The sequence below is a fragment of the Maricaulis maris genome, assembly GCF_003634045.1.
Lineage (GTDB): Bacteria > Pseudomonadota > Alphaproteobacteria > Caulobacterales > Maricaulaceae > Maricaulis > Maricaulis maris.
This window is the reverse complement of record NZ_RBIM01000004.1, coordinates 71,470-96,200: the sequence shown is the minus strand read 5'-3', so window position 1 is coordinate 96,200 and position 24,731 is coordinate 71,470. Positions and strand designations below refer to the sequence as shown.

15 protein-coding genes are annotated in these 24,731 nt (G+C 65.0%); 8 read left to right on the top strand and 7 right to left on the bottom strand.

Annotation, left to right across the window (positions count from 1 at the left end; genetic code table 11):
• Positions 1 to 99 precede the first annotated feature (99 nt).
• Positions 100 to 1,227 carry an efflux RND transporter periplasmic adaptor subunit gene (locus tag C7435_RS09055; RefSeq protein ID WP_121211027.1) on the top strand — a complete coding sequence of 376 codons (1,128 nt, stop codon included), beginning with the start codon at positions 100 to 102 and terminating at the stop codon, positions 1,225 to 1,227.
• Positions 1,224 to 4,346: an efflux RND transporter permease subunit gene (locus tag C7435_RS09050; RefSeq protein ID WP_121211025.1), complete on the top strand. Its 3,123-nt coding sequence runs from the start codon at positions 1,224 to 1,226 to the stop codon at positions 4,344 to 4,346. Before C7435_RS09055 ends, C7435_RS09050 begins: the two co-directional genes overlap by 4 nt.
• An 8-nt stretch (positions 4,347 to 4,354) precedes the next feature.
• Here the strand turns inward: C7435_RS09050 and C7435_RS09045 are convergent, their stop codons facing one another.
• The 3 genes from C7435_RS09045 to C7435_RS09035 form a co-directional block, all read right to left on the bottom strand.
• A complete protein-coding gene (locus C7435_RS09045) occupies positions 4,355 to 5,140 on the bottom strand; it encodes an enoyl-CoA hydratase/isomerase family protein (RefSeq protein WP_075188929.1) in 786 nt (261 codons plus the stop codon).
• A gap of 79 nt (positions 5,141 to 5,219) precedes the next feature.
• Positions 5,220 to 7,790, bottom strand: a complete 2,571-nt coding sequence (locus C7435_RS09040) for a glycoside hydrolase family 3 protein (protein ID WP_233350730.1) — start codon at positions 7,788 to 7,790, stop codon at positions 5,220 to 5,222.
• A 20-nt stretch (positions 7,791 to 7,810) separates the two neighbouring features.
• Entirely contained in the window at positions 7,811 to 9,727 is a 1,917-nt protein-coding gene (locus C7435_RS09035; RefSeq protein ID WP_233350729.1) for a glycoside hydrolase family 9 protein, read from the bottom strand.
• 329 nt (positions 9,728 to 10,056) lie between these two features.
• On the opposite strand from C7435_RS09035, the gene C7435_RS09030 reads away from it, so the two are divergent.
• From C7435_RS09030 to C7435_RS09005, 6 genes are all read left to right on the top strand, one after another.
• Positions 10,057 to 12,387: a glycoside hydrolase family 3 N-terminal domain-containing protein gene (locus tag C7435_RS09030; RefSeq protein WP_121211024.1), complete on the top strand. Its 2,331-nt coding sequence runs from the start codon at positions 10,057 to 10,059 to the stop codon at positions 12,385 to 12,387.
• Positions 12,384 to 13,406, top strand: coding sequence for an SMP-30/gluconolactonase/LRE family protein (locus C7435_RS09025; RefSeq protein WP_233350728.1), 1,023 nt, complete (start codon positions 12,384 to 12,386; stop codon positions 13,404 to 13,406). The genes C7435_RS09030 and C7435_RS09025 overlap by 4 nt, the downstream gene beginning before the upstream one ends.
• 5 nt (positions 13,407 to 13,411) lie before the next feature.
• Positions 13,412 to 14,773, top strand: a complete 1,362-nt coding sequence (locus C7435_RS09020; RefSeq protein WP_233350727.1) for a GntP family permease — start codon at positions 13,412 to 13,414, stop codon at positions 14,771 to 14,773.
• 23 nt (positions 14,774 to 14,796) lie between these two features.
• A complete protein-coding gene (locus tag C7435_RS09015; protein ID WP_233128211.1) occupies positions 14,797 to 16,149 on the top strand; it encodes an MFS transporter in 1,353 nt (450 codons plus the stop codon).
• Between the two features lie 49 nt (positions 16,150 to 16,198).
• Entirely contained in the window at positions 16,199 to 17,233 is a 1,035-nt protein-coding gene (locus tag C7435_RS09010) for a LacI family DNA-binding transcriptional regulator (protein ID WP_121211410.1), read from the top strand.
• A gap of 127 nt (positions 17,234 to 17,360) precedes the next feature.
• Entirely contained in the window at positions 17,361 to 18,887 is a 1,527-nt protein-coding gene (locus tag C7435_RS09005; protein WP_121211021.1) for an MFS transporter, read from the top strand.
• A gap of 43 nt (positions 18,888 to 18,930) precedes the next feature.
• Here C7435_RS09005 and C7435_RS09000 read toward each other — a convergent pair whose 3' ends face one another.
• From C7435_RS09000 to C7435_RS08985, 4 genes are all read right to left on the bottom strand, one after another.
• Positions 18,931 to 21,072 carry a putative bifunctional diguanylate cyclase/phosphodiesterase gene (locus C7435_RS09000; RefSeq protein ID WP_121211019.1) on the bottom strand — a complete coding sequence of 714 codons (2,142 nt, stop codon included), beginning with the start codon at positions 21,070 to 21,072 and terminating at the stop codon, positions 18,931 to 18,933.
• Positions 21,073 to 21,192: 120 nt separating this feature from the next.
• Entirely contained in the window at positions 21,193 to 22,464 is a 1,272-nt protein-coding gene (locus tag C7435_RS08995; RefSeq protein ID WP_121211018.1) for an SAM-dependent methyltransferase, read from the bottom strand.
• Complete coding sequence (locus tag C7435_RS08990) at positions 22,464 to 23,240, bottom strand: DUF1365 domain-containing protein (RefSeq protein ID WP_170150415.1); 777 nt, start codon at positions 23,238 to 23,240, stop codon at positions 22,464 to 22,466. Before C7435_RS08990 ends, C7435_RS08995 begins: the two co-directional genes overlap by 1 nt.
• Entirely contained in the window at positions 23,237 to 24,625 is a 1,389-nt protein-coding gene (locus tag C7435_RS08985) for an NAD(P)/FAD-dependent oxidoreductase (RefSeq protein WP_121211406.1), read from the bottom strand. The genes C7435_RS08990 and C7435_RS08985 overlap by 4 nt, the downstream gene beginning before the upstream one ends.
• Between the last annotated feature and the right edge of the window lie 106 nt (positions 24,626 to 24,731).

The following is a 24,731-nucleotide window of genomic DNA, read 5'->3' as shown; positions in this document are numbered from 1 at the left end:
AACTGTCTGTCACCCGGGTGTGGACACCAACCGGCACGCGCTTACTTCAATACTTGCCTTTGCGCGCCTGTGGGCCATTTATGCGCTCAGGAGGATGCCATGCGTCGTGCCAGTTTCTTGATTGTTGTCCTTGTCGCCTTTGTGGCGATGACCGTCATTGTTGCCGTCCGGGCCTTGTTGCCCGGCGGGGATGAGATGGCGGGACGTGGCGAGCGTGTTCTGCCGGTGGCCGTTGCCGCAGTGCCGAGCGTCGAATTCGCTGATGTCGTTGAGGCGCTTGGCACCGCGCGGGCCAATGAGACCGTGACGGTCACGGCGCGGGTGACCGATACGATCTCGCGGATCAATTTCGAGTCCGGCCAGCATGTCGCCGCCGGTGCAATCCTGGTCGAGCTGACCGATACCGAAGAGGCCGCCGGCCTGGCCGAGGCCCGGACCACGCAGCGCGAAGCCCAGCGTGATCTTGATCGCACCAATGACCTGATCGCCCGCGCCGTTGTGCCGCAATCACGGCTCGACGAGGCGACCGCTGCGCTTGAGCGAGCGCGGGCCCGGGTGGCGTCGATCGAGGCGCAGCTGGCGGATCGCATCGTGCGGGCGCCCTTCGCCGGCATTGTCGGCCTGCGCGAAGTCAGCCTGGGTGGCCTGGTCCGCCCCGGCGATACGATCGCCCGGCTTGATGATACCAGTCGCATCAAGCTCGATTTCACCGTCCCGGAGCGCTTCCTGTCGGTGGTGAGTGCTGGCATGCAGGTGGCGGCGGAGACCTCGGCCTATCCCGGTGAGGTTTTTACCGGCGAGATCGCCCAGATCGACAGCCGGATCGACCCGGTCACGCGCAGCGTTATCATCCGCGCCGAGATTGAAAACCTCGACGGCCGCCTCCTGCCCGGCCAGTTGATGACCGTCGCTGTTCGGCGTGATGTTCGCAGCCATCCGGCGGTGCCGGGCGCTGCCCTGACCCGTTATCTCGACCAGACCTTCGTCTATGTGGTTGAAGAGACGGCCGAAGGCATGATTGCACGCCAGCGCAGTATCGAGCTGGGCCGCCGCGCTGGTACCATGGTTGAAGTGCTCGACGGTCTGACGGCCGGCGAGCAGATCATTTCCGAAGGCGTGCATCGCATTCGCGACGGCGCCGCGGTTGAAATTACCCGCGAGATGCGCCTCGGCGCCAATGGCGTGATGGCCGGTGTCGCGGCAGGCGGGAGCAGCGCGGCCCAATGACACTCTCCGATGTCGCCGTCCGTCGGCCGGTCCTGGCCTTTGTCTTCTGCGCCCTGATCGTCGTCTTCGGCGTCCTCGGCCTGCGGGGCTTGCCACTGCGCGAACTGCCGGATGTCGACCGGCCGGTGGTGTCGGTATCGGCGGACTATCCCGGTGCCAATGCCGAGGTGGTCGAGAACCGTGTCACCCAGATCATCGAGGATCAGCTGTCCGGCATTGATGGTGTCGACACCATCACCTCCTCCTCGCGCGACAGCTCGTCCCGGGTCACGATCACCTTCTCGCTCGACCGCAATATCGAGGCCGCCGCCAATGATGTGCGTGACTCCGTCTCACGCATTATCGACCGGCTGCCCCAGGACGTGGAACAGGTCGAGGTCCGAAAGCAGGACAGCGATGCCCGGCCCTTCATCTGGTATAATCTCCTGTCCGATCGGATGACGTCGGAGGAACTGTCGGACTATGCCGAACGGGCGCTGCTGGACCGGTTTTCGGTCATTGATGGCGTCGCCCAGGTCCGTATTGGCGGCCAACGCCGCTACTCGATGCGGATCTGGCTCGATCCGCAGGCCATGGCTGCGCGCGGCGTCACGGTGGCGGATATTGACGGCGCCCTGCGTTCGCAGAATGTCGAAGTGCCCGGCGGTTCGGTGGAAACGCCCGACACCCAGATCGTGGTCCGTGTCGAGCGCCTGTTCGCCGACCCCGAGGCCTTTGCTCGCCTGCCGATCTCGCGCACCGGCGAAGGCCATGTCGTGCGCCTTGCCGAAGTCGCCGATGTCGAACTCGCCGCCGAGGAGCCGCGCACCTTGTTCCGCGGCAATGGCCAGAACATGATCGGGCTCGGCTTCGTCCGCCAGAGCCAGGCCAATTCGGTCGAAGTCGCCGATGCCATCGCGGTCGAGGCAGACCGCGTCCGCCTCACCCTGCCGGAAGGCATGGAGATGATTTCGGCGTCGGACGACACGGTCTTCATCGAGGAATCGATCAAGGAAGTCTGGCGCACCCTGGCCATCGCCGCGACCCTGGTCGTGCTGGTGATCTATCTTTTCCTTGGCAGTCTGCGCGCCGCCATCATCCCCGCTGCCGTGGTGCCGGTCTGTCTGATCGGCGTGTTTGCCGTGCTCGCGGTCGCCGGCTTCTCGATCAATATCCTGACCCTGCTGGCCCTGGTGCTGGCGATCGGTCTGGTGGTCGATGACTCCATCGTCGTGCTTGAGAATATCCAGCGCCGGGTCGATCTCGGCGAGCCCCCGGCCCTGGCCTCCCTGCGCGGCGGCCGTCAGGTCTTCTTCGCGGTGATTGCCACCACCGCGGTTCTCGTCGCCGTCTTTGTGCCGCTGGTCTTCCTGCCCGGTTTCATTGGCCGCATCTTCACCGAGCTGGCCCTCACGATTGCCGGTGCCGTGGTGCTGTCCAGCTTTGTCGCGCTGACCCTGTCGCCGATGATGGCGTCCAAACTCCTGCGTCCCAGCCGCGAAGCCAAGGGCCTGGCGAAATGGGTCAATGGCATCGTCAATATGGCCCGGCGCTCTTATCGCGACAGTCTGGAAATCGCGCTGAAAATGCCGCTCCTGATCATCCCCTTCGTCGCCGTGGCGATGGCGGGGTCGGCCTTCCTGCTCGACCGTCTGCCGGCCGAGCTGACGCCGCCGGAAGATCGCGGCTCCTTTTTCGGCCGCTTTGCGGGTCCGGAAGGGGCGAGTTTCGACTATATGTCGCAGCAGGCCGACCAGGTCGAAGCCATCGCGATGGAATATGTCGATGCCGGCGAGCTGCGCCGCGTGCTGGTGATTTCGCCGGGTTGGGGCGGTAGCGGTTTCAATTCCGGCTTCGTGATCGGCACCATGACCGATTGGGGTGAGCGTCGCCCGGGCAGCGACATCATGCGCGACCTCAATGGCCGTCTCGGTCAGCTGACCGGCGTGCAGGCCTTTGCCTCGATGCGCTCCTCGCTGGGCGGCGGCGGCGGCGGTGATGACGTGCAATTTGTCCTGCAAGGCCCTGATTATGGCAGTCTCGACCAGCAGGCCGAGCGGCTCATGGCCGCGATCCGGGCCGGCAATCCGGGCCTTCTGCGAGCCCGCAAGGATTACGAGCCGACCAGTCCGCGCCTCATCGTCGACATCAATCGCGAGCGCGCCGCCGATCTGGGCGTCTCGGTGTCCGAGATCGGCCAGACCCTGCAAACCCATCTCGGTTCGCGCCGGGTGGGTCAATTCATCGACCGCGGCGAGGCATATAATGTGATCCTCGAAAACCGGCGCGAGGAAAGGTCCAGCCCGCAGGATCTGGAAACGCTTTACGTGTCCGGCCGTGGCGGCCAGCTGATCCCGCTCTCCAACCTGGTCGAACTGCACGAGGTCGGTGAGGCCTCATCACGCAATCGGGTCGATCGTCAACGCGCGGTCACCATCTCCGCGACCTTGGCCGAAGGTTACACGCTGGGCGAGGCGGTTGAATGGCTCGACGGCTGGGCCCAGCGCGACCTGCCGCCGGAAATGGGCACCACCTATCTCGGCGGCGCCAAGGAATTCCTCAGCGCCAACTCGGCCGTCCTGTTCGCCTTCGGCATGGCCTTGCTGATCGTTTTCCTGGTCCTGGCAGCGCAGTTTGAGAGCCTGATCCAGCCGCTGGTGATCATGCTGACCGTGCCGCTGGCGGTGGCCGGCGGCCTGTTCGGACTGGAACTGGTTGGCTCCAGCCTCAACATCTATTCCCAGATCGGCCTGGTCATCCTGATCGGTCTGGCGGCCAAGAACGGCATTCTCATCGTCGAATTTGCCAACCAGCTCCGTGAGACCGGTCGCGATCTGCGCACCGCGACACTCGATGCCGCAGAGACCCGTTTCCGGCCGATCCTGATGACCGGCATCTCCACCGCCATCGGCGCTTTTCCGCTGGTGATCGGCTCTGGCCCGGGCGCGGAGAGCCGCATCACGATCGGTGTGGTGATCTTCGCCGGCGTCGCCGTGGCAACGCTCTTCACCCTGTTCGTGATCCCGGTCGCCTATGGCGTGCTGGGTCGTTTCACCAAGACGCCGAACTGGGTTTCGCGCCAGCTTGAGGACGAGGCTCGGGCCGCCGGCGATGACGGGGTCGAGACCGCCGCCGAATAGGCGGCGTGTCAGCCTTGCCCGGTAAAGTCGGGCGTCCGCTTGCCCAGGAAGGCGTTATAGCCCTCGCGGAAATCATCGCTCTGGAAAGCGTCGAGGAAGAGCTGGCGGGTCTCGTCGGTATCGCCGTCCACGCCCTGCCGGATGAGGTGGATCACCCGCTTGATGGCGCGCGCCGACCCGGTCGAGCGTGACAGCATCATTTCGAGATAGGCGCCGACCTCGGCGTCCAGCTCGTCCGGTTCGAAACAGCGATTGACCAGGCCCATGGCCAGCGCTTCGGTTGCGTCGATCAATCGGGCCGAATAGAGCAGGTCCTTGGCGGTCGACACGCCGACGGCGTCGATCAGGCGCTTGGTGTCGTTGAGCGTATAGGCGAGGCCGAGCTTGGCGGGTGTGATCCCGAAACGGCCATCCGACGCCGTAAAACGCAGGTCGCAGGACAGGGCCAGGCCGCAACCGCCGCCGATGCAGGCGCCGCGGATCACGGCCAGGGTTGGCTTGGGAAAATGGGCCAGCGCGTCGAGCCCGCGCGCAATGGCATTGGTATAGGTTTGGGCCGCCTCGGCGGTGGCATAGACGGTGTCGAATTCCGAGATGTCGGCCCCGGCGGTAAAGCTGCCCCCCGCACCGCGTACCACCAGGGCCTTGATCGTGTCATCGCCCGCCGCTTCGTCGAGCAGGTCGGGCAAGGCCGTCCACATGGCCGCGTTGAGCGCATTGCGGCGCTGCGGCCGGTTCAGCACCAGTTCGGCATGATGGTCGTGGCGGTCGAGATGGATCGGCGCGTCGGTCACGGCGGTCTCCGGGCTGGCGGACAGTATCCCTATCTGCGCCAGCCCGGGTGCGCCCGGCAAGTCTTGGCCGATCTGGCGGTCAGTTGGCGGTGTCGCCGCAAGTCCGCATCGCGTCGGTGTCGGAGTCGAGGCGGATCTCGCTGATGCCGATTTCGCCGCCGCCCTCGGGCAGGGAGAGAATGAAGGCCGAATTGATCGCCTGCATGTCCACACCCGCATCGGCGAAACAGTTGAGCGAGATGCGATATTCGCTCCAATTGCCCTGCATGATGGTGATCGGGACGCTGGCCTCGCATTCACCGTCGGCGGCGCATCCGATCCCGACGCCGACCTGTTCCGGCGCATTGCCGAAAGCGCGGGCCTGGAAGGCGAGTTCCATGGCGCCATTGGCCTGACGCTCCAGGTCAACCGGCTCGGCCGTATCGAGGCGGAGGCCTGTCATGCCGGCCTGCCAGGTTACTTGAAGGGAGTCTTCCTGCGCAGTTCGGTCCGTCGCCCGCACCTGGATCCCGTCGAGCTCGGCGGGCAAAGTGTCGGCCGATGCGCTGGCCCCGCCTGACCAGATCGAGGCCTGCCACGGCGTTACCGTCTGTCCGCGCGTGTAATAAGTGCCGTCCGGCGCACTGTCGCCATCGGCGAGGCCGGAGACTTCCGACAGTGCAGCCAAAGCGCCGTCATCATCAAAGCCAAGGCCATAGCCAAGCGGGAAGAGGGGCGCGTAGGCGTCATCGCCCGGATTGAGCGGTTCACCCAGAGCATCGCCGGGCCAGGAGAAGGACAGGCGTCCGGTGAAGTCAAAGGCCGGGTCGGTGCGGAACAACATGTCGGCAATGCCGCCGCCCTCGCTGCCCGGCAGCCAGGCCGCGACAAAGGCGTCGGAGGCGTTGATCTCGGGATTGGCCCACATCGGACGTCCCGACAGGAAGACCGAGACGACCGGGGTGCCGTCGGCGCCGAGTTCGGCAAGACGGTTGGTATCAAACCCGTTCGGCACGAAATCGAGATGTTCCCGGTCACCTTGGAATTCCGCATAGGGGTTCTCGCCATAGACCGCGATGACGATATCGGCGGCGGCGCCGGACGTGCCGTCGGGATCATGGATGACGCTGCCGCCGGCCGCTTCCACGGTCTCGCGGATGCCGTCGAGAATGGTCTGGCCGTTGGGGAATTCCGAATTGTCGATGCCACCGCCCTGCCAGGACAGGGTCCAGCCACCCGACGCCTTGGCGATGTCATCAGCCCCGTCGCCGACCACCAGAACCGTCAGGCCGGGATCAAGGGGCAGGGTCTGGTCGGCATTTTTGAGCAGGACGAGGCTTTCACGCACCGCCTGGCGGGCCACGGCGCGGTGCTCGGGTGCCGCCAGCACGTCGGCATTGCCGGCCAGCGGGCGATCGCTCGGTTGAGATATTTCGAAAATACCCGAATTAATCTTCACGCGCAGGATGCGGCGGACGGCATCATCAAGGCGTTCCTGGCTGATCTCGCCGGAGCGCACATGCGCCAGGGTGGAGTGATAAAGCTCACGCCAGCTGTCCGGCGCCATATACATGTCGAGGCCGGCATTGAAGGCCTGCGGGCAATCGGTCGAGGTGCAGCCCGGGATCAGGCCATGCCCGTTCCAGTCGCCGACCACGAAGCCCTGGAAGCCGAACCGCTCTTTCAGGATATCGGTTAGCAGCGCCTCATTGCCGTGCATCGGCTGGTCCCACCAGCTCGAGAAGGACGCCATCACTGTCTGCACACCGGCCGGAATGGCGGTCAGATAGCCGGCGGCGTGAATGTCGCGCAGCTCGGCCTCGGAAATCAGGGCATCGCCCTGGTCACGGCCATTCTCGGTGCCACCATCGGCGAGGAAATGCTTGGCACTGGAAATGACATGCCCGGTCGACATGAAGTCATCCGTGCCGGGTCGTCCCTGCAGGCCGTACACGATCCGGTCGCCATAGGAGGCGACAATCGCCGGGTCTTCGGAAAAGCCTTCATAGGTGCGGCCCCAACGGTCATCCTGCGGCACGGCGAGGGTCGGTGCGAACGTCCAGTCATGGCCGGAGACGGAGAGTTCGCGCGCCGTGACACGGTAAATCTCTTCGATCAGGTCCGGGTTTCGCGTCGCGCCAAGGCCGATATTGTGCGGGAAGACGACGGCGCCGCGCAGATTGGCGTGACCATGGACCGCGTCGATCCCCCAGATGATCGGGATCGCGGTCTCCACGCCCTCCGGGTCGATCGAAGCGTTGAAATAGGCATCGGCCGCCTCAAGCCAGGTCTCTGTATCAGCATAGGGCAGCGGTCCCGGCGCAGAATTGCCGCCGCTGAGAACCGAGCCGAGCCGGTATTCGCGGACTTCCTCGGGCGTCACCGATCCGCTGTCAGCCTGGATGACCTGACCGACCTTCTGCTCGACCGTCATGGTGGCCATGATCGCGTCGATGCGCGCCTCGACCGCGGGGTCGAGCGGCGGCGGCGTGAATTCCGGCCACAGTTCGGGGTGGATGACACCGACGGCGGCGACGGGGGCGGGCGTCTCATTGGCGACATCGACCGTTTGCGACGTGTTGGCGGCGTCGCTCGGCTGGCAGGCGCCCAGCGCCAGCATGGCAAGGAGCGATACGGTGGTGAGGCTGTGGGTTCGGGTCAGTCGGGTCATGATGGTGTCCTCAATCCGGATCAGTCATTGCTGTGGGTGGTGTCGAGATAGGCGGCGATCCAGAACAGGGGTGCGTTCCAGTTGATGGCCACCTCGTTGAGCGCATAGGCGCGATAGTCGTCGGCCCAGCAGGCCTGCGGCGCACACTGGCCGTGCATTTCGGTCGCGACCGGGTCGCTCATATTGGTGGCGTTGGGTCCGCCGGAGACGGCGCCGGGTGGCGCCGGCGGGTATTCCGGATCGGCGCCGGCGCCCCAGAAACGGTGGTGCGGATGGCGCATCGCACGCTCGCCATAGCCGCTGACATAGGACTGGTCGAGCGCGTTGCGGCCGAGCAGATAGTCGATGGCGTCGATCACGGCGTTGCGGTAATCGGCCTCGCCGGTCAGCGTGTGCGCCATGGCCAGCACAATGCCGCGATTGGCCAGATTGCCGTTCGAACCCCAGACATACTGGTCCGGGCTGAACGGGAAGGCATAACCTTCCATCGCCCGGTCGGCGAGATAGCGGTCGGCGGTGTCGATGATCTGCTGACGCGCCGCCGCAAGCAGGGCGTCATCCTCGACCGTTTCGGCGGTGAGCAAGGTGAGGGCTGGCAGCAGGTCGACGGCTGGCCAGGCGATCGTGGCGCCGCGAACCTGCAGCACGGGCGCTTCGGCCGGCGCCGCGGCATCGCCCTGTACAGCCGTCAGATAGGCGGTCTCGCCGGTCGTCACGAAGAGTTCCGTTGCCGCCCAAGCGAACTCGTCATCGAGACGGAAATCACCATAGGCGCCGCCGCCGCCGAAATTATTGTAGGCATAGATCTCCGGATAGGCGCGGGCAGCGGAATAGGCGCGCCGGGCCGCGTCAAGGCAGCGGGCGGCAAAGTCCGGGTCGATCTCGCGCCAGAGCCGCGCGGCCTGGGCCGCAGAGGCGGCCAGGTTCAGGCTAGCCGCGGTGGAGGGCGGCAACAGGAAGCGTTCTTCCTGCGCATCCGCCGGCAGGATGGGAACCGGCAGCCAGGCCCGCTCATGGACCTTGTGGTGGACCAGGCCAGCGGCGTCGATCTCGCTCAATTGCAGCGGTTCGCGACCATCCTGGCGACCTAGCGGCACCGACAGGCGGGCCCCATCGGGCACCTGCATGGCGAGCATGAATTCCAGCTGCCAGCGCGCTTCGTCCAATATGTCGGAAACGCCATTGCCGTTTTCCGGCATGGGTGCCCGGCCATCGGCCCACATGGCGGCGACCGGGTCGGGTTGGCTGTTCAGGCGTTCGACGAAATTCTGCAGCGTCCACACGGCGATGCCGCCATTGACGACGTATTTGCCGTAATCGCCGGCATCGGCCCAGCCGCCGGTCACATCAAGCCGGTAGTCGCAGCCCGGCCAGACATTGCCCGCCTCGTCCGTGCCGTGAAAACAGGTTGGCGTGCTGTGCGGGAAGCCGGCGTCGCGGACCCAAGCTTCGCCTTGCACATGGGCGGCTTCAATCGGTGTGCCCAGCCGGTTGTGATAAAAATAGGTCAGGCTGTCGACGCTGAGCTGGTCAAAAGGGCGGTCCGAGATTGTGAAGGCGCGGCTTGTGGTGCCACAGGCCTCGATCCGGAAGCCCTCTCCCGCCATGTCCAGCGCTGACAGGTCAATCCGGTGCAATGCGTCGGCTGAGGTCGGATTGGCGCCGAAGACCTCGCTCGTCCCGACCGCGATCACCGTTCCGGCAGCGTCGACTACCCGCCAGTCAACGGGTTCGGCATGGGCCGTTCGCAGGATGGCCAGCTTGCGGCCCCGGGTCTCGAAACCATGCTGTGTCAGGCGCAGGGCGGGCGCGTCTTGTGGTGCGGCGTCGGCCGGCATGCAGCTATCTGCCAGGGCTGGCGTCGTCGCGGCGACAGCCAGGGCCAGGCCGGTCAATCCGACAATCCGCCGCGCACGCGGTTTTGCAACTCGCCTCATCCTCTCCCCCATGGTGTCGCAGCGCCGCGTTTTCGCCCGCCGACCTGTTCCAGCCTGCCGGACCGCAATTGGTTGCTGGCCATGACCTGCCTTGACAGGTGTCGTTCTTGACGTGAAATTGTCAGTAATTGACAACGCTGTCAACGGCGGTCAACGGGGAGGGTGAGCATGACAAATCCAGTGTTTGACGGTGCTTGGACTCCGCGTCAGCCCGTTGCCGCAGCGGGTCAATTGGATCGGTCTGTTGCCGGTTTCCCATCCCTCTGAACTCAACACCGGGGCGTCGTTGCGGCGCTCCGGTCTTTTCCGCCCGGGGCGAGGCCGTATCCATGAAATCATCCATTCCAGTTCTCGTCGCTGCCGCGGCGCTCGCCGCTTGCCAACCGGTGGCATCCGGCCCCGATATCGCCGCGGCGGCCAATTCGCCAACGGTTTCACCGGAACAGGCACCAACCTGGTCGCCACGCGTGGCGGGCCTGCTTGCCGAGATGACGTTGGAAGAGAAGCTGGGCCAGCTCAACCAGGTCGCCGGCGGGCGGTCGCGAAATCTCAATTCGCGCCTCACCCCGGACGAGCTTGACCGGGTCCGGCGTGGCGAGATCGGGTCCTACCTGCATGTCGCCGGCGCCGCACCATTGGGCGAATTGCAACAGGTCGCGGTGGAAGAGAGCCGGCTCGGCATTCCGCTCCTTTTTGCGATGGATGTGGTGCACGGCTATCGCACGATCTTTCCGGTTCCGATCGCCATGGCCAGCAGCTGGGACACGGAGGACCTCGTGACCGCCAGCCGGATCGCGGCCGATGAGGCCAGCGCCGCCGGTCTGCACTGGACCTTCGCCCCGATGATCGACATCGCCCGCGACCCACGCTGGGGGCGAATTGTCGAGGGCGGCGGCAGCGATCCCTATCTCGGTGCCCGCCTGGCAGTGGCGCAAGTGAGGGGCTTCCAGGGCGATGATTTGACCGCCGGCAACACGATCATGGCGACGGCCAAGCATTTCGGCGCCTATGGTGCGCCGATCGGCGGGCGCGACTATGGCACCGCCGACCTGTCCGAGCGCAGCCTGCACGAAATCTACCTGCCGCCCTTCCATGCTGCCAGCGCGGCAGGAAGCGGTTCGATGATGACCGCGTTCAACGATATCGCCGGTGTGCCGAGTACGGCCAATGAGCATTTGATCGATGATGTGTTGCGGGCCCGCTGGGGCTTTGACGGCATGATTGTCAGCGACTGGAATGCGGTTGCCGAGCTGATCAATCACGGCGTCGCCGAGACCCGTGTCCAAGCGGCGGCCCTGGCCCTGCGTGCCGGTGTCGACATGGATATGACCAGCGCCGTTTTCGCCAATGATCTGGCCGCCGCTATCGAGGCCGAGCCGGCGCTGATGGCCGATCTCGACCGCGCGGTCGGCCATGTCCTGACCGCCAAGGAACGCCTCGGCCTGTTTGACACGCCGATGGCCTATCATGATGCCGACCGCGAGGCGGCGGCGATGCTGACGGAGACCGCCCGGGCCGAGGCCCGGCGCATCGCGGCGCGCAGTATCGTATTGCTGCAGAACCGGGACGGGGCGCTGCCGCTCGGCCCGGAAAGCGGCCGGGTCGCGGTGATCGGGGCTTTGGCAGAGGACGCCTCCACCCAACTCGGTTCCTGGCGTGCGCGCGGTACGCCCGACACGGTGATCTCGCTGCTCGATGGCTTGCGGGATGAGGCGCCTGACGGTGTCGGTATCCGCTATGCATCTGGCGCCGATCCGCGCAGCGACGACCTGTCCGGCCTGCCGGAGGCGGTGGCCGAGGCGATGGCGGCGGATCATGTCATTCTGGTTGTCGGTGAGGATTATGACCTGTCGGGCGAGGCGCGCAGCCGCTCCGACCTGTTCATGCCGGCCAGCCAGCGGGCGCTGGCGAGTGCGGTGCTCGATACCGGGCGCCCGGTCACGGTGGTGCTGGTCAGTGGTCGCCCGCTCGCCATTCCCGATATCGCCGAGCGCGCCGATGCGGTGCTGGCGAGTTGGATGCTCGGCGTCGAGGCTGGACCGGCGCTGGCCGATATCATCTATGGCCGGGTCTCTCCGGCCGGTCGCTTGCCGGTCTCCTTTCCGCGCACCACCGGCCAGGCGCCGTTCACCTATTCGGAATATCCCGGCGGGCGCCCGGCCGATCCGGATTTGTCAAACGACAGCAATCGCTTCCATGACCTGCCGATCACGCCATTATATCCGTTCGGCCACGGGCTGAGTTATGCGGCCTTCGAATATGGCGAATTGCAGCTGGACCGCACGGCGGTCGCGCCCGGAGAGGTCGTGCGCCTCACGCTCGCGATCACCAATACCGGCAATCGCGCGGCTGATGAGGTCGTCCAGCTCTACATGCGCGACCCGGTGGCAATGGTGGCGCGTCCGCGTCTTGAGTTGCGCGGCTTTGCCCGATTGGCCCTGGAAGCCGGCGAAACGCGATCGGTCACCTTCGAGCTGGAGGCGGCGCAGTTTGCGATTTTCCAGTCGCCGGGCGTTTGGCGGATCGAGGCCGGTGATATCGAACTCAGCGTCGGGGCGTCCTCGGCCGATCTGCGACAGTCAGCCCGTCTGACCATCACCGGCGACGGCGTATCTGATCGCCCTTCCACGGCGATTGCAACAGGGGTCGAGGTGGAATGATGACGACACGACGCACCGTGTTGGCCGGCGCCACGGCCAGCCTCGTTGTGGGCGCTTGCTCGCGTGGTCACGAACAGACCGTCCGGCAGATCACCGTCGAACGCCTGGACCCCCGCCTGGACGGGTTGATCGACCCGGCCGCCGGGGCCGATCTCCTCGGGACGGGCTATCAATGGGCCGAGGGGCCGGCCTGGGATCGCCAGCGGGCTTGCCTCTACTTCACCGACGTTCCCGGCAATCGCGCCTATCGTTGGCGGGCGGGTGGTCAGGTGGAGACCTGGCTCGACCCGTCCGGAATTCCGCTGGCGGAGGCAGAGGGCTTTCGCGAGCCCGGGGCAAACGGTCTCTGGATGCGCCCCGACGGGCAATTGCTGGCCTGTGTGCACGGCAGCCGCTCGGTCGTCCTGATCGATCCCGACACACAGGTCCGGACAGCGCTCGCAACCGGTCTGGCTGGCCAGCGTTTCAACTCACCCAATGACCTCGTGGAAGCGGCGGACGGCAGCATTTATTTCACCGACCCGCCCTACGGGCTGGACGGGCTTGATGCGTCGCCGCTCAAGGAAATGTCGGTCAATGGCGTCTATCGCCGCCGCCCCGATGGCGTGGTCGAACGCCTGCTGGACGATATGAGTTTTCCCAACGGGATTGCCCTGTCGCCCGATGGGCGCCGTCTCTACATCGCGCAATCAGACCCGCAAGCGCCGGTAATCCGCGTCCTTGGTCTGGATCCGCACGGTGCAATCGACAGCGACGAGCTGTTCTATGATGCGGCCACACTCGACGGCCCCGGCCTGCCGGACGGGATGGCCGTCGATGCGGCCGGCAACCTGTTCGCGACCGGGCCTGGCGGCGTGCTGGTCCTGTCACCGCGGGGTGAGCTTCTGGGTCGTATCCTGACCGGGCGCGGAACCGCGAATTGCGCCTTTGGCGGCGCCGACGGACGCAGTCTTTTCATCACCGCCCAAGACCGTCTCCTGCGGGTCGAAACGCAAAGCCGGGGCGTGCAATGGAGCTAGGCTCATTGCTTCAGGAGTTTCGGCCGCTACTGGCCACCCTGGCGGCGATCATCGCCCTGCTGGTCCTGATCCTGCGCGCGCGCATGCCCGCCTTTGCGGCGCTGATCCTCGTGAGTTGTTTCGCGGCGGTCGCCGCCGGGCTGGCACCAGCGGCGGCCTTTGACACCATCACGCGCGGCATGGGCGGCACGCTCGGCTTTGTGGCGATCGTGATCGGGCTTGGCGCCCTGTTCGGTGTCATCATTGAGCGCTCAGGCGGGTTGGAGCAATTGGCAAACCGGCTTCTGGCCGGGCGCACGCCGGCCGGCGGGCGCTGGTTGATGGGCGGGCTTGGACTGCTGGCCTCCATCCCGGTCTTCTTCGATGTCGCCCTGATCATCCTCGCCCCCCTCGTCTTTGCCTTCGCCCGCAAGACGGGACGGGCCGCCCTGACGTTCGGCCTGCCGCTCGCCTGCGGCCTGGCGGTGGCCCACAGTTTCATCCCACCAACGCCGGGACCGATCGCGGTTGCCGAAATCCTCGGGGCCGAACTCGGCCTGGTCATCCTGTTCGGTGTGGTGGCTGGTCTGCCGGCGCTGGCCCTGGCCGGGCCGATCTATACCGGCTGGCTTGATCGACGTGGATTGCTGGCAAGGACGGCCGATAGCGGCCTGTCAATGGAGACACCCGCCGGGGCGGTCGGCGCCACACCGGCGCGGGCAGGAGCTGCCGGCTGGGCGGCCGGCCTGATTTGCCTGCCGCTTGTCCTCATCCTCGTCGGGACGCTGGCCGCCCGCCTGGGGCTTGGCGGTCTTGCCGGCGATGTGATTGCTTTTGTCGGCCATCCCTTCATGGCGCTCCTGATCGCGTGCGGTGCAACCTTTCTGGTCTTCCGGCCGACCGATGATGCGGCGCGGGCGCGTCTTGGCGAAGGATTGTCGCGGGCGCTCGAACCGACGGGGGCGGTTATCCTCGTGACCGGTGCGGGTGGTGCTTTCAAACAGGTCCTGGTCGACACCGGCGCCGGTGCCCAGCTGGCCAACGCCGCGACGGCGCTGGGCTTGGCCCCGCTGGTTGCCGGCTTCGTGCTGGCCCTGCTGGTCCGTGTTGCCCAAGGCAGCGCGACGGTGGCGATGATCACGGCGGCCGGTCTGACCGCCCCGCTGGCCAGCGCCGCCGGTCTGGCACCGCCGGACCTGGCCCTGTGCGTGATCGCGATCGCCGCTGGCGCGACCGCTTTGTCGCACGTCAATGACAGCGGATTCTGGCTGGTCAGCCGGATATTCGGCCTCAATGAACAACAAACCCTGCAAAGCTGGACCGTCGCAACGCTGATCATCGGCCTTGCGGGTTTCGCCACGTCGCTCATCCTGTCCCTCTTGGTCTGATGCGGGCCAGAGGGGGAGGCATCTTGGCAACGGGCAATGAGTTTCGGCGTTATGCCGGCTACGGGGTCGGCGATTTCGGCCTGAACATCTATTGGAACGCGCTCTCGCTGGTCCTGATGTTCTGGTATGCCGAAGTGGTCGGGCTCAGCCCTGCCGTCGCAGGGGCAATCTATTTCGTCGGCATGGCCTGGGACGCGGTCACCGATGCGGTTGTGGCAAGCTTGTCGGAACGGACCCGGTCACGCTTTGGCACCTATCGCCCGCATATCCTGTTCGGCGGCGGGGCGCTGGGACTCAGTTTTTGCCTTCTGTTCTGGATCCCGCCGCTCGAGGGCATGGCGTTGATCGCCGTGCTGACAGCGGCGCATGTCCTGTTCCGCACCGTCTATACGATCGTTGCCGTACCCTATTCGGCACTGGCGTCGCGGCTCAGCTATGACAGCGTCGAGCGGACCACATTCTCGGGCGTGCGCATGTTCTTTGCCTTCGCGGGCCTGCTCACCGTGTCCGGCTTGTGGTTCCCGCTGGTGCGTCATTTCGGGGGCGGCGAGGACACGGCGGCAGCCGGCTTCCAGGCGGCGGCTGTTATCGGGGCGCTGGTCGCAACCATCGCGTTGATGCTGTGCTTTGCCGGCACGCGTGAAAAACCGCCACCGGGGCGCTGCGCATCGGCACGGCCGCCGAGCATTTGGCGCTTCATCCTCGCCATCCGTGACAATCACGCCCTGGCGATCCTTCTGATGATGATTTTCCTGCAGTCGGGCGCGGTCGCCAGCCTATTGATTCCGCTCAGCTTCTTCATCGACGTCAATGCGCCGGTCTTTGCCCGCAAGGAGGTCGTGATGACCGCCTATGCGACGGCGACGCTGGCCTCGATCCCGGTCTGGACCGTCTTCATTCGCCGCTTCGGCAAGAAGGCGGGCTGGGCGCTGGCCTGCGTGTTGGCGATCCTGTGCGGGCTCGATCTTGCCATCAGTGGCGCCCGTGTCGTGGCCGGCGTGCCGCTGCAGATCATCGGCTATGGCGCTGCCTTCGGGGCTTTCGGTGTGCTGGTCTGGTCCTTCGTTCCCGATACGGTGGAATACGGGCAGTGGAAGACCGGTGAGCGCAATGAAGGCGCGGTCTTCGGCTCGGTCCTGCTGGTCCAGAAACTGTCCGGCGGACTGATGGGGTTGTTCGTTGGTTTCATGTTGTCGCAGGTCGGCTATGACATTGATGCGACCACCCAGAGCGCTGCAACGGTTGACGGAATCCGCTTCCATATCTTCCTGATGCCATCGTTGCTTCTGGCCCTGTCGACCTTGCTGATTCTGAAATTACCATTGAATCGTACCCTGCATGCCCGCATCGTCGGGCAGATCGGGGGATCGAAATGACCGGTTCGTCGACTGTCGCGCGGGATCCGGTTCCGGGGGAGGCATGGCCATGGCCAGGATGATCGACGTCGCCAACAGGGCGGGTGTCTCCATCAAAACCGTGTCGCGTGTCCTCAACAATGAGCCACACGTCAAGGAAAGCCTGCGTGACAAGGTCCGCACGGCGGCGGCCGAGGTTGGTTATGTGCCGTCGACGACGGCCCGGGCTCTGCGCAGCCGGCGCTCCTATGCCATCCACCTTGTCAGCCACTCGCACCGTTCGGCCTATGTCAACGCGATCCAGTTCGGCGCGGTGCAAACCTGCCAGCAGCGCGGCTATCAGTTGATGGTGTCGTTGATGGAGGATTTGCGGGACATGCCGGAGGCTGACCTGATCGCCCGCTTCGAGCGCCTGATGGCGGCGAGCAAGCCGGACGGGCTGATCCTGGTGCCACCCCTGTCCAATGATGAGCGCCTTTATGGCGTGCTGGAACGGTTTGATGTGCCGGTCGCCCGGGTGGGGCCAAACAATCTGCCCGATGCCCGGATCATCGTGAAAATCAATGAGCGCGAGGCGGCGCGTGAGTTGACCGAACACCTGATATCGCTCGGCCACACGCGGATCGCCTTTGTGCGCGGCAAGGAAGACCAGAACGCCACCCATGAGCGTTTCGCCGGATATCGCGACGCGCTTGACGGGGCTGGAATCGCGCTCGATGAGGCGCTGGTGCAACCCGGTGATTTCAACTTCCCGACCGGGCTTGAAGCGGGCGATGCCCTGTTTGCCCTGGCCAACCGGCCGACCGCCGTGTTTGCGGCCAATGACGACATGGCGGCCGGCGTCCTGATGTCGGCACACCGTCTGCGGATCGATGTGCCGGATGATCTGTCGGTGGTTGGGTTCGACGATTCCGAGATCGCCGAGAAAATGTGGCCGGCGCTCACCACCGTCCGCCAGCCGCTCCTGACGATGGGCAATGAGGCGACGCGTCAGCTGATCGATGCGGCGACCAATCAGCTCCCGGGCATGCAAGACGTGCCGAACGAGTATCTCGACTACGAGATCATCCATCGCGATTCCACCGGGCCTGCCCCCCGGAACTGACGCCAAGGTCACGACTGCGCAATGTCTTGCGTTTAATTTGACTCTGCCCTCCCGGCATACTCAAACTTGGAAAAACTGGCCGATCCGGCACAATAACACGGACGGTCAGCGTACTGGGAGGATAATCATGACCGCTGATGTGACGGCTGCCCCGGTCGCGCCGACGTCGCCCGCGCCCGGCGACGGACCCGAGCCGACGATCAAGCGCTCGACCATTTTCCTGCATGGTTCGCTGGCGCTGCCGCTCGCGGTTTATGGCTATCCGCTGGCGATCTGGCTGCCGGCCCACTATGCCGGCCAGCTCGGCCTGTCGCTGCAGGCGATCGGCCTGATCATCATGATCGCACGCTTCACGGATGTTTTCACCGACCCGCTGATGGGGGAAATTTCCGATCGCGGACGGACCCGGTTCGGGCGCCGCAAACCCTATATCGCGCTGGGCGCGCCGGCCCTTATGGTGTCGGCCTGGTTCCTCTTCGTGCCGCCAACGGGCGCCGGCATTCTCTATTTCCTGGTCTGGCTGACCCTGTTTTTCGCCAGCGCCACCATGATCCAGATCCCCTTCCGGGCCTGGGGTGCGGAATTATCGGCCAATTACCATGTCCGCAGCCAGGTCACGGCAGCGCGGGAATTCTACTATCTGACCGGTCTGCTGATGGCGGCCGCCGTGCCGATGGTGATCGAGATTTTCGCCGATGGCGGCGCGGTGACCGAGATTTTCGCGGCAATCTGGCGTGATGTGACCGGCGCTTTCACCGGCGAACTGATGACCCGCACACCGACCAGTCGGGCGGCGCTCACCGGGCCGGTCCTGATGGGGCTGGCGATTGCCATCATCATTGCCGTTCCCCTGCTTTCGACCCTGATCATCACCACGGTCAAGGAGCCGCCGCCCGCCTTGCGTGAGCGGGTGCCGATGGTCGAGGGCTTCCGTCATCTTTGGCGCAACGGGCCAATGCGCCGGGTTCTCATCATCGCTTTCCTGGTGATTGCCGGTGAGAGCCTGCGCAACGCCGTCTCACTCTTCTTCATCCGTGACATCATCGGCATTCCGACGATCGGCGCGGCCTATTTCCTGTATTTCATCTCCGGCATTGCGGCGATCCCGTTCTGGCTCTGGCTGGGCAAGAAACTCGGCAAACACCGGGCTTTCATGGTCACGCTCGGCTTTGTCAGCGTGGTCAGCGCCAGCAATCTCTTGCTTGGCCGCGGTGATTATTTCGCCTTTTTCTGCCTCTTCCTGCTCAAGGGCTTCGCCTTTGGCGGTTTGCAATTCCTGCCGCTGGCCATGCTCGCCGACGTCGTCGATATCGACAGTGTCCGGTCCGGTGGCCGTCGCGCCGGGACCTATTTTGCGGTGCTCGGCCTGTCGGAAAAACTGGCGGCGGCGATCTTTACCGGTCTGGCGCTGGGGATTGTCGGCCTGCTGGGCTATCAGGCGTCGGGCAATCTGGAGGCGTCGAGTGCCATCGGCGTGCTGTCGCTGCGGCTGGTCTACTGCCTTGGACCGATCGCGCTCTATGCGCTCTCCGTTCCGCTGATCTGGAGCTATCCGCTGACACCGATGCGCCACGCCCGGTTGCACGCGGGGCTTGCCAGGAAACTCGACAGGCGCGCCCGCGCTGCCGCGGCGGCACAGGCAAGCGATATGTGAGTCAGCCCGGATCGGCGAGAGGCATCATGGCGCTCCACCGTAATCAGGCCGCCTTACCGGCGCTGCGCGCCTTGAGCTGGGATGCCGGCAGCGGATGTCCGAAATGCCAGCCTTGCAGGTATTCAAAGCCGAGCAGTCGCAGCATTGCGGCCTGGCCTTCGGTTTCCACGCCTTCAGCGACCATTTCCAGGGACAGGGCGTCGCCCAGCAGGGCGAGGGCCTGAAGCATCTTGTTGGGGCCTTCGCCGCGGCCGATCGTCTGCACGAAGCTCTTGTCGATCTTGATCTTCGAGAAGGGCAGCATGTGCAGATAGCCCACCGAGGCGAATCCGGTCCCGAAATCGTCGAGATTGACCTTGAAGCCAGCGTCGTGAAGTTCCATCAGGCGCGCCTTGGCACGGTCGAAATCCTCAACGAGAACCGCCTCGGTCAGTTCGAATTCGATCTGGTTTGCCGTCATGCCGTGGGAGCGCAGCTCGCGCAGATAGCGTTCGCACAGGCGTTCGTCGGTCAGCTGGGCCGGTGACAGGTTGATCGATACCGAATGGGGCGCGTCGGCCCCGATCTCTTCGCACACCGACCGCACGACAAAATCGCCCAAGCGGCGGATCAGCTTGGAATTCTCTGCAACCGGAATGAAGACGTCCGGCGGCACCGCGCCGCGGGTCGGGTGCTCCCAGCGCAACAGCGCCTCAACCGAGGCCGTGCTGCCATCGGACGAGCGGGCGATGGGTTGGTAGACAACGAAGAATTCATTGCGCTCAAGACCGGCTTCGATGTCGGCTTCCAGCGCCCGGCGGGCATCGGCTTCAAGTCCGAGGCTGGCATTGAAGACAAGCGGCTTGTCGAGCTGGTCCGCCTTGGCGCGATACATGGCGAGGTCGGCGTCATGGATCAGCTGGGTGAAGGGTTTCGGATTGCCCGGGTCCGAATGGGCAATGCCGATCGCGGCCCCGATCTCGAAGGCTCGACCGTCAATATCGAACGGTCGAGCGAGGCAAGCGGACAGGTTGCGTGCGATGTCGAGCGCCGCCTGGGCGCCATCGGCGCCGATCAGTGCACAGGCGAACTCATCACCGCCAATGCGCGCGATGTGGACGGTGCCATCGACCGCGCCGCGGAAGCGGTGGGCCACGCGACGGATCACGTCATCACCGGCGCGGTGACCGGCTTTGTCATTGACCGCCTTGAAGCCGTTGAGGTCGATATAGATCACCGCCGCTTCGCCATTCCCGGCCGCTTGCCGCGCCGCACCGCTTTCGATGAAGCTCGTGAAGCCCAACCGGTTCGGAAGGCCGCTCAGATTATCGGTCCCGGCCGCGATGACGGCGCGTTTTTCGTTGTTTTCGGCGTGCCGGGCGAGTGTCCGCGCCTTGTGGGCGATCAGCTGGGCGCCGACGAAGAAGATGGCGATGTAGGCCAGCAACGGGATGAAGGCGAGGCGCAGCGTGTCCAGCCCGGGCCGAGAGGCTTGCCAACTCATCCAGCCCACAAGGTGGCCATTATCGTCCCTCAGTTCGAGCCCGGTGGTGTTTCGCGGCATGGCGCCGTCGTGCAAGGCAGCCCCCGACACCAGGAAAACGTCATGGGTCGCGGTCAGGAAGTCATCATCCATGGCCGCGCCAAGCACGATGATCGGATCCTTCATGGGATCTGTCATCGACGCCCGGTCGTCATATTCACCCATCACGGTCACCGAAGCGAGATAGGGGATGCCGCCGATGTCGAGGAAATGGGTCGCGATATAGCGGCCTTGCTCATAGGCCGCCGCCAGGTCGGCACGCAGGGCTGCGATGTCGTCATGTGTCAGGACATCGGTCCGGACTTGGCTGCCGGTATCCCGGTGCCAACTCATGCCGTCGACATTGTCGGTTGAAGACAGGGCGACAAAGTCGAATGCGCCGTGGTCGGAGAAGGATGATGACAGGCTGCCGGTTAGAACGCGCTCTTCCTGTTCATTCCACAGCGTGAGCACTTCGCCCCACCAGCCATAATCCGTGACCCAGATCTCGTTCTGGCGGGTTGTGGCCTCGATGCCTGCGGACAATAGTCGGCGATCATTGCGTTCGGCGTTGCGGTTCAGGGCGCCGACGAAGAAGTAGATTGTGAGAACGGAGGCAATCAGACTCACCAGCGTCGCCACATTGATGTAGCGGCTCAAAGTGCTGTCGAGTGTCCGTCCCATCCAGTCCACCTTTTGGTCGTCTTGGACGGGAAAGCGTGCCGGAAACTCGTAAAGGCCTCGTCAGCAAAGCGACGGAATTTGGGGCAAATTGCAGTTGTCAAACGCAAGTTGCGTCATATTTCATGCAGGTGTGCAGCCTGTGAGCGTGTCCTGGAGCGTTGCTGCCAACGGTTTGGCGTAGACAAATTGCCCGACATCGATCCGCCCTGTGCGGAAGCCGGCCTCGCAATAGGCAAGGTAAAAGCGCCAGATTCGGTCAAACCGGGCGTCAAAGCCCATCGCTTCAATATCGGGCCAGCTCGCCCGGTAGCTGCGATGCCAGGCTGACAGGGTGCGGGCATAGCTGTCGCCGAACATGGTCTGTGCCTGCGGCACCAGCTCGGCCTCGCGGGCGAGTTCTGCGAGAAGGGGGACCGGCGGCAGCATCCCGCCCGGGAAGACATATTTCTGGATGAAATCCGCCGAGGTCCGGTAGTCGGCGAAATCGAGTTCCCGGATGGTGATGATCTGGAGGGCCGCCTTCCCGCCGGGCTTCAGGCAATGATGCAGGCGCTGGAAATATACTGGCCAATGGGCCTCGCCGACCGCCTCGAACATCTCGATGGAGGCGATGGCGTCGAAGCGCTCATCGACATCGCGATAGTCCTGCAGGCGAAGATCGGCCCTGTCAGCCAGTCCGGCCGCATCGAGGCGCGCGCGGGCAAAGTCGAGCTGTTCCTGGGACAGGGTTACCCCGGTGACATGGCAGCCATAGTCGCGGATCGCGACCTCGGCGAACCCGCCCCAGCCGTAACCAATCTCAAGCACCCGATCGCCGGGTTTGAGTTTGAGGCTGTCACAGATGCGGCGATATTTGCGCGCCTGGGCGTCGGCCAGGCTTTCATCGTCATTGGCAAAGACCGCCGAGGAATAGGTCATGCTGTCATCGAGCCATTGGCGATAGAAGTCATTGCCGAGGTCGTAGTGGAAAGAGATGTTGCGACGACTGCCGCGCCGGGTGTTGCCGTTCAGCCAGTGCTGGACCCGGCCCAGAATGCGGCTTGGCCCTCCGCGCCCACGCGCCGCCGAGACCTGGTCGAGTTCGCGGGCAAGCGCGGTCAGCAGGACCGGCAGGTCGGCGGTGTCCCACTCGGCATTCACGAAGCCCTCGGAAAAGCCGAGCGTACCGCTCGCCGCGATCCGCAACAGGGCGTTCCATTTGTGGATGGTCCAGTCGGCGCTGAGTTCGGATTGTTCCGGTCCGACGGTAAAACGATAGCCTCCGGGCAGCTCGACCCGCAGCCGGCATGAGGTCAGTCCGGCGAGGGCCTGCGAAATCCGGCGGGCGGCGAAGGCTTGCAGGCGCGACGGCCTGAGGCTCCGCGCCTGGGATTTGTTGCTGTACGCGTCCATCAATGCCTCCCGGGCGTTGTGTCAATGGTTCCGCGGCGGGGGGCAAAGGTCGCCAACCCCTTCAGGCGCAGTTTCAGCGCCTCCCACAGGATAGCAAAAAAGATGCGTGCCGTATTGCCCCCGACGAGCCAGGCTGCGGCGCCAAGCGCTGACGGGGTGAGCGGCTTCAAGGTGGCAGTGTGCACGGCGCTGAGGATGCGTTGTCCGTCACGCACCAGCTGGATGCCGAGCTGATAGGTCGCGCCGTGGCGCGCCAGCCGGAATATGTATTCGCCGGCCACCGGATTGAAGGGCGAGACGAAGAAGCGCTTGTCCGCCACGAAACGCACGGCTTCGTCCGGGTCGTGGTCCCGCGGCAGGTTTACGGCGTAGGCGCCGCGACCGCTGTGGAAATTGCTGACCTCGAAGACCAGCCCGGCCAGCGAACCGTCGGGCCGGAAGGCGAAGAAGACCGAGACCGGGTTGAAGGCGAGGCCAAGAATGCGGGGGGCGGCGAGCAGCTGGATACGGCCCAGCTCGCTTTCGAGACCGACCGCGCGCAGGCGTGCCTCGACCCAGGCGCGCACTGTCATGTCGGGACGCCCGAAATCGCGTGTGAACAGGCTGACCAGGGCGGGCCTGTTGAAACCGAACACGACATTGCGTGAGGCCGGCGTGTCGGGGCCGTCGATATCCACCAGTACCGACGCCATGCGATAGCGCAGGCTGTGATGGCGCGGCCGATGGCGCGTATGGCCGACCTGACCAATCGCGAGGGAGGCAGGCAGAGCCCTCATTCGGCGGCGATGGCGAGCGTGTCCGCCGCCGTGTCCGCTTCGGTGTCGGTCGGCATGTCGACCCGCGTGTCGGCCAAGTGTCCGGGCCAGGCGATGCGGGCGTTCATGTCCGGGTGTGACCATGGACGCAGCGGCGCGCCCAGCGCTTCGGCAACCAGCAGGCCGGACTGCAGCCCGTCCTCATGGAAACCGGATCCGAGCCAAGCGCCGCTATACCAGACGCCGCCGCGTCCCTGGATCGCACCGATTGCGCTTTGGGCGGCAATCGCGGCTTGGTCGAACGCCGGATGATCGTAGTGATCGGTGCGCAGGACACGCGCCGGATCGGGCTCGGTCTGCGGGTTCAAGGTCACCAGGACCGGGCTTGAAACCGGCAGGGGCTGCAGCCGGTTCATCCAGTAGGTCAGGGAAATTTCCCGGGTATCGCCCCGGCTGCGCTCGAGATAGTTCCAGCTCGCCCAGGCGGATCGGCGTGCCGGCATCAGTCGGGTATCCGTGTGCAGCACTGCCGTGTTGGGACGATAGCGGATGGCCGAGAGCAGGCTGGTTTCCTGCCGGTCGGCATCGGCGAGCAGGGCCAGCGCCTGGTCGGAATGGCAGGCAAAGACCACGGCGTCGAAGTCTGCGGTGGCGCCATCGCCCAGGGTCAGCGTCACACCCTCGGCATTGCGCCGGACGGCATGGACCGGTGTCGACAGCGCGATCTCGCCTTTGATCGCACCGGCAAGCGCGTTGACATAGGCTTGGCTGCCACCGGTGATGGTCCGCCATTGCGGGCGGTCGGTCAGCTGCAGCAGCCCGTGATTGAGGAAGAAGCGGAAGAAGGCGTCGGCCGGGAAGCCGCGCATCTGGTCGACCGGCGACGACCAGATCGCCGCACACATCGGCAGGATGTGATCTTCGCGGAAAGCGCGCGAATAACCTTTCTGCTTCAGGAAGTCGTCGAGGGTGAGGGCGCTTGCCGTGCGTGCCCTGTCGCGGGCGTGACGGTTCAGGCGCAGGATATCGGCGATCATCCGCCACATGCGCGGGCGCAGCACGTTGCGGCGCTGGGCAAACAGGCCCGACGGGTTGGACGAATACTCGAACCCGCCATTGCCGATGGATGCGGCAAAGGACATGTCGCTCTCGGCGGTTTCGACCCCAAGTTCATCAAGCAGGCCGACAAAATTCGGGTAGTTGCGCGGATTATAGACGATGAAGCCGGTGTCGACCCCGAAGGCCCGCTCCCCGATCTCGATCTGCGCAGTATTGGCGTGCCCACCCAGCCGGTCAGCCGCTTCGAAGAGTGTCACCGCCTGCGTTTGCGACAGGCGCCAGGCGGCGGCAAGACCGGAGATGCCGGATCCGATGACGGCGATGCGGCGGGGGATTTGATGGGACATGCGCTGTCTCGCATTCGAGCTGGTGGCCGGGTTGGTGTTGAGGGCTACGCAGCGCACCGGTCCGCGGATCACATCGCAATCCATGTAAAATGCGGTCGCTCGAGTG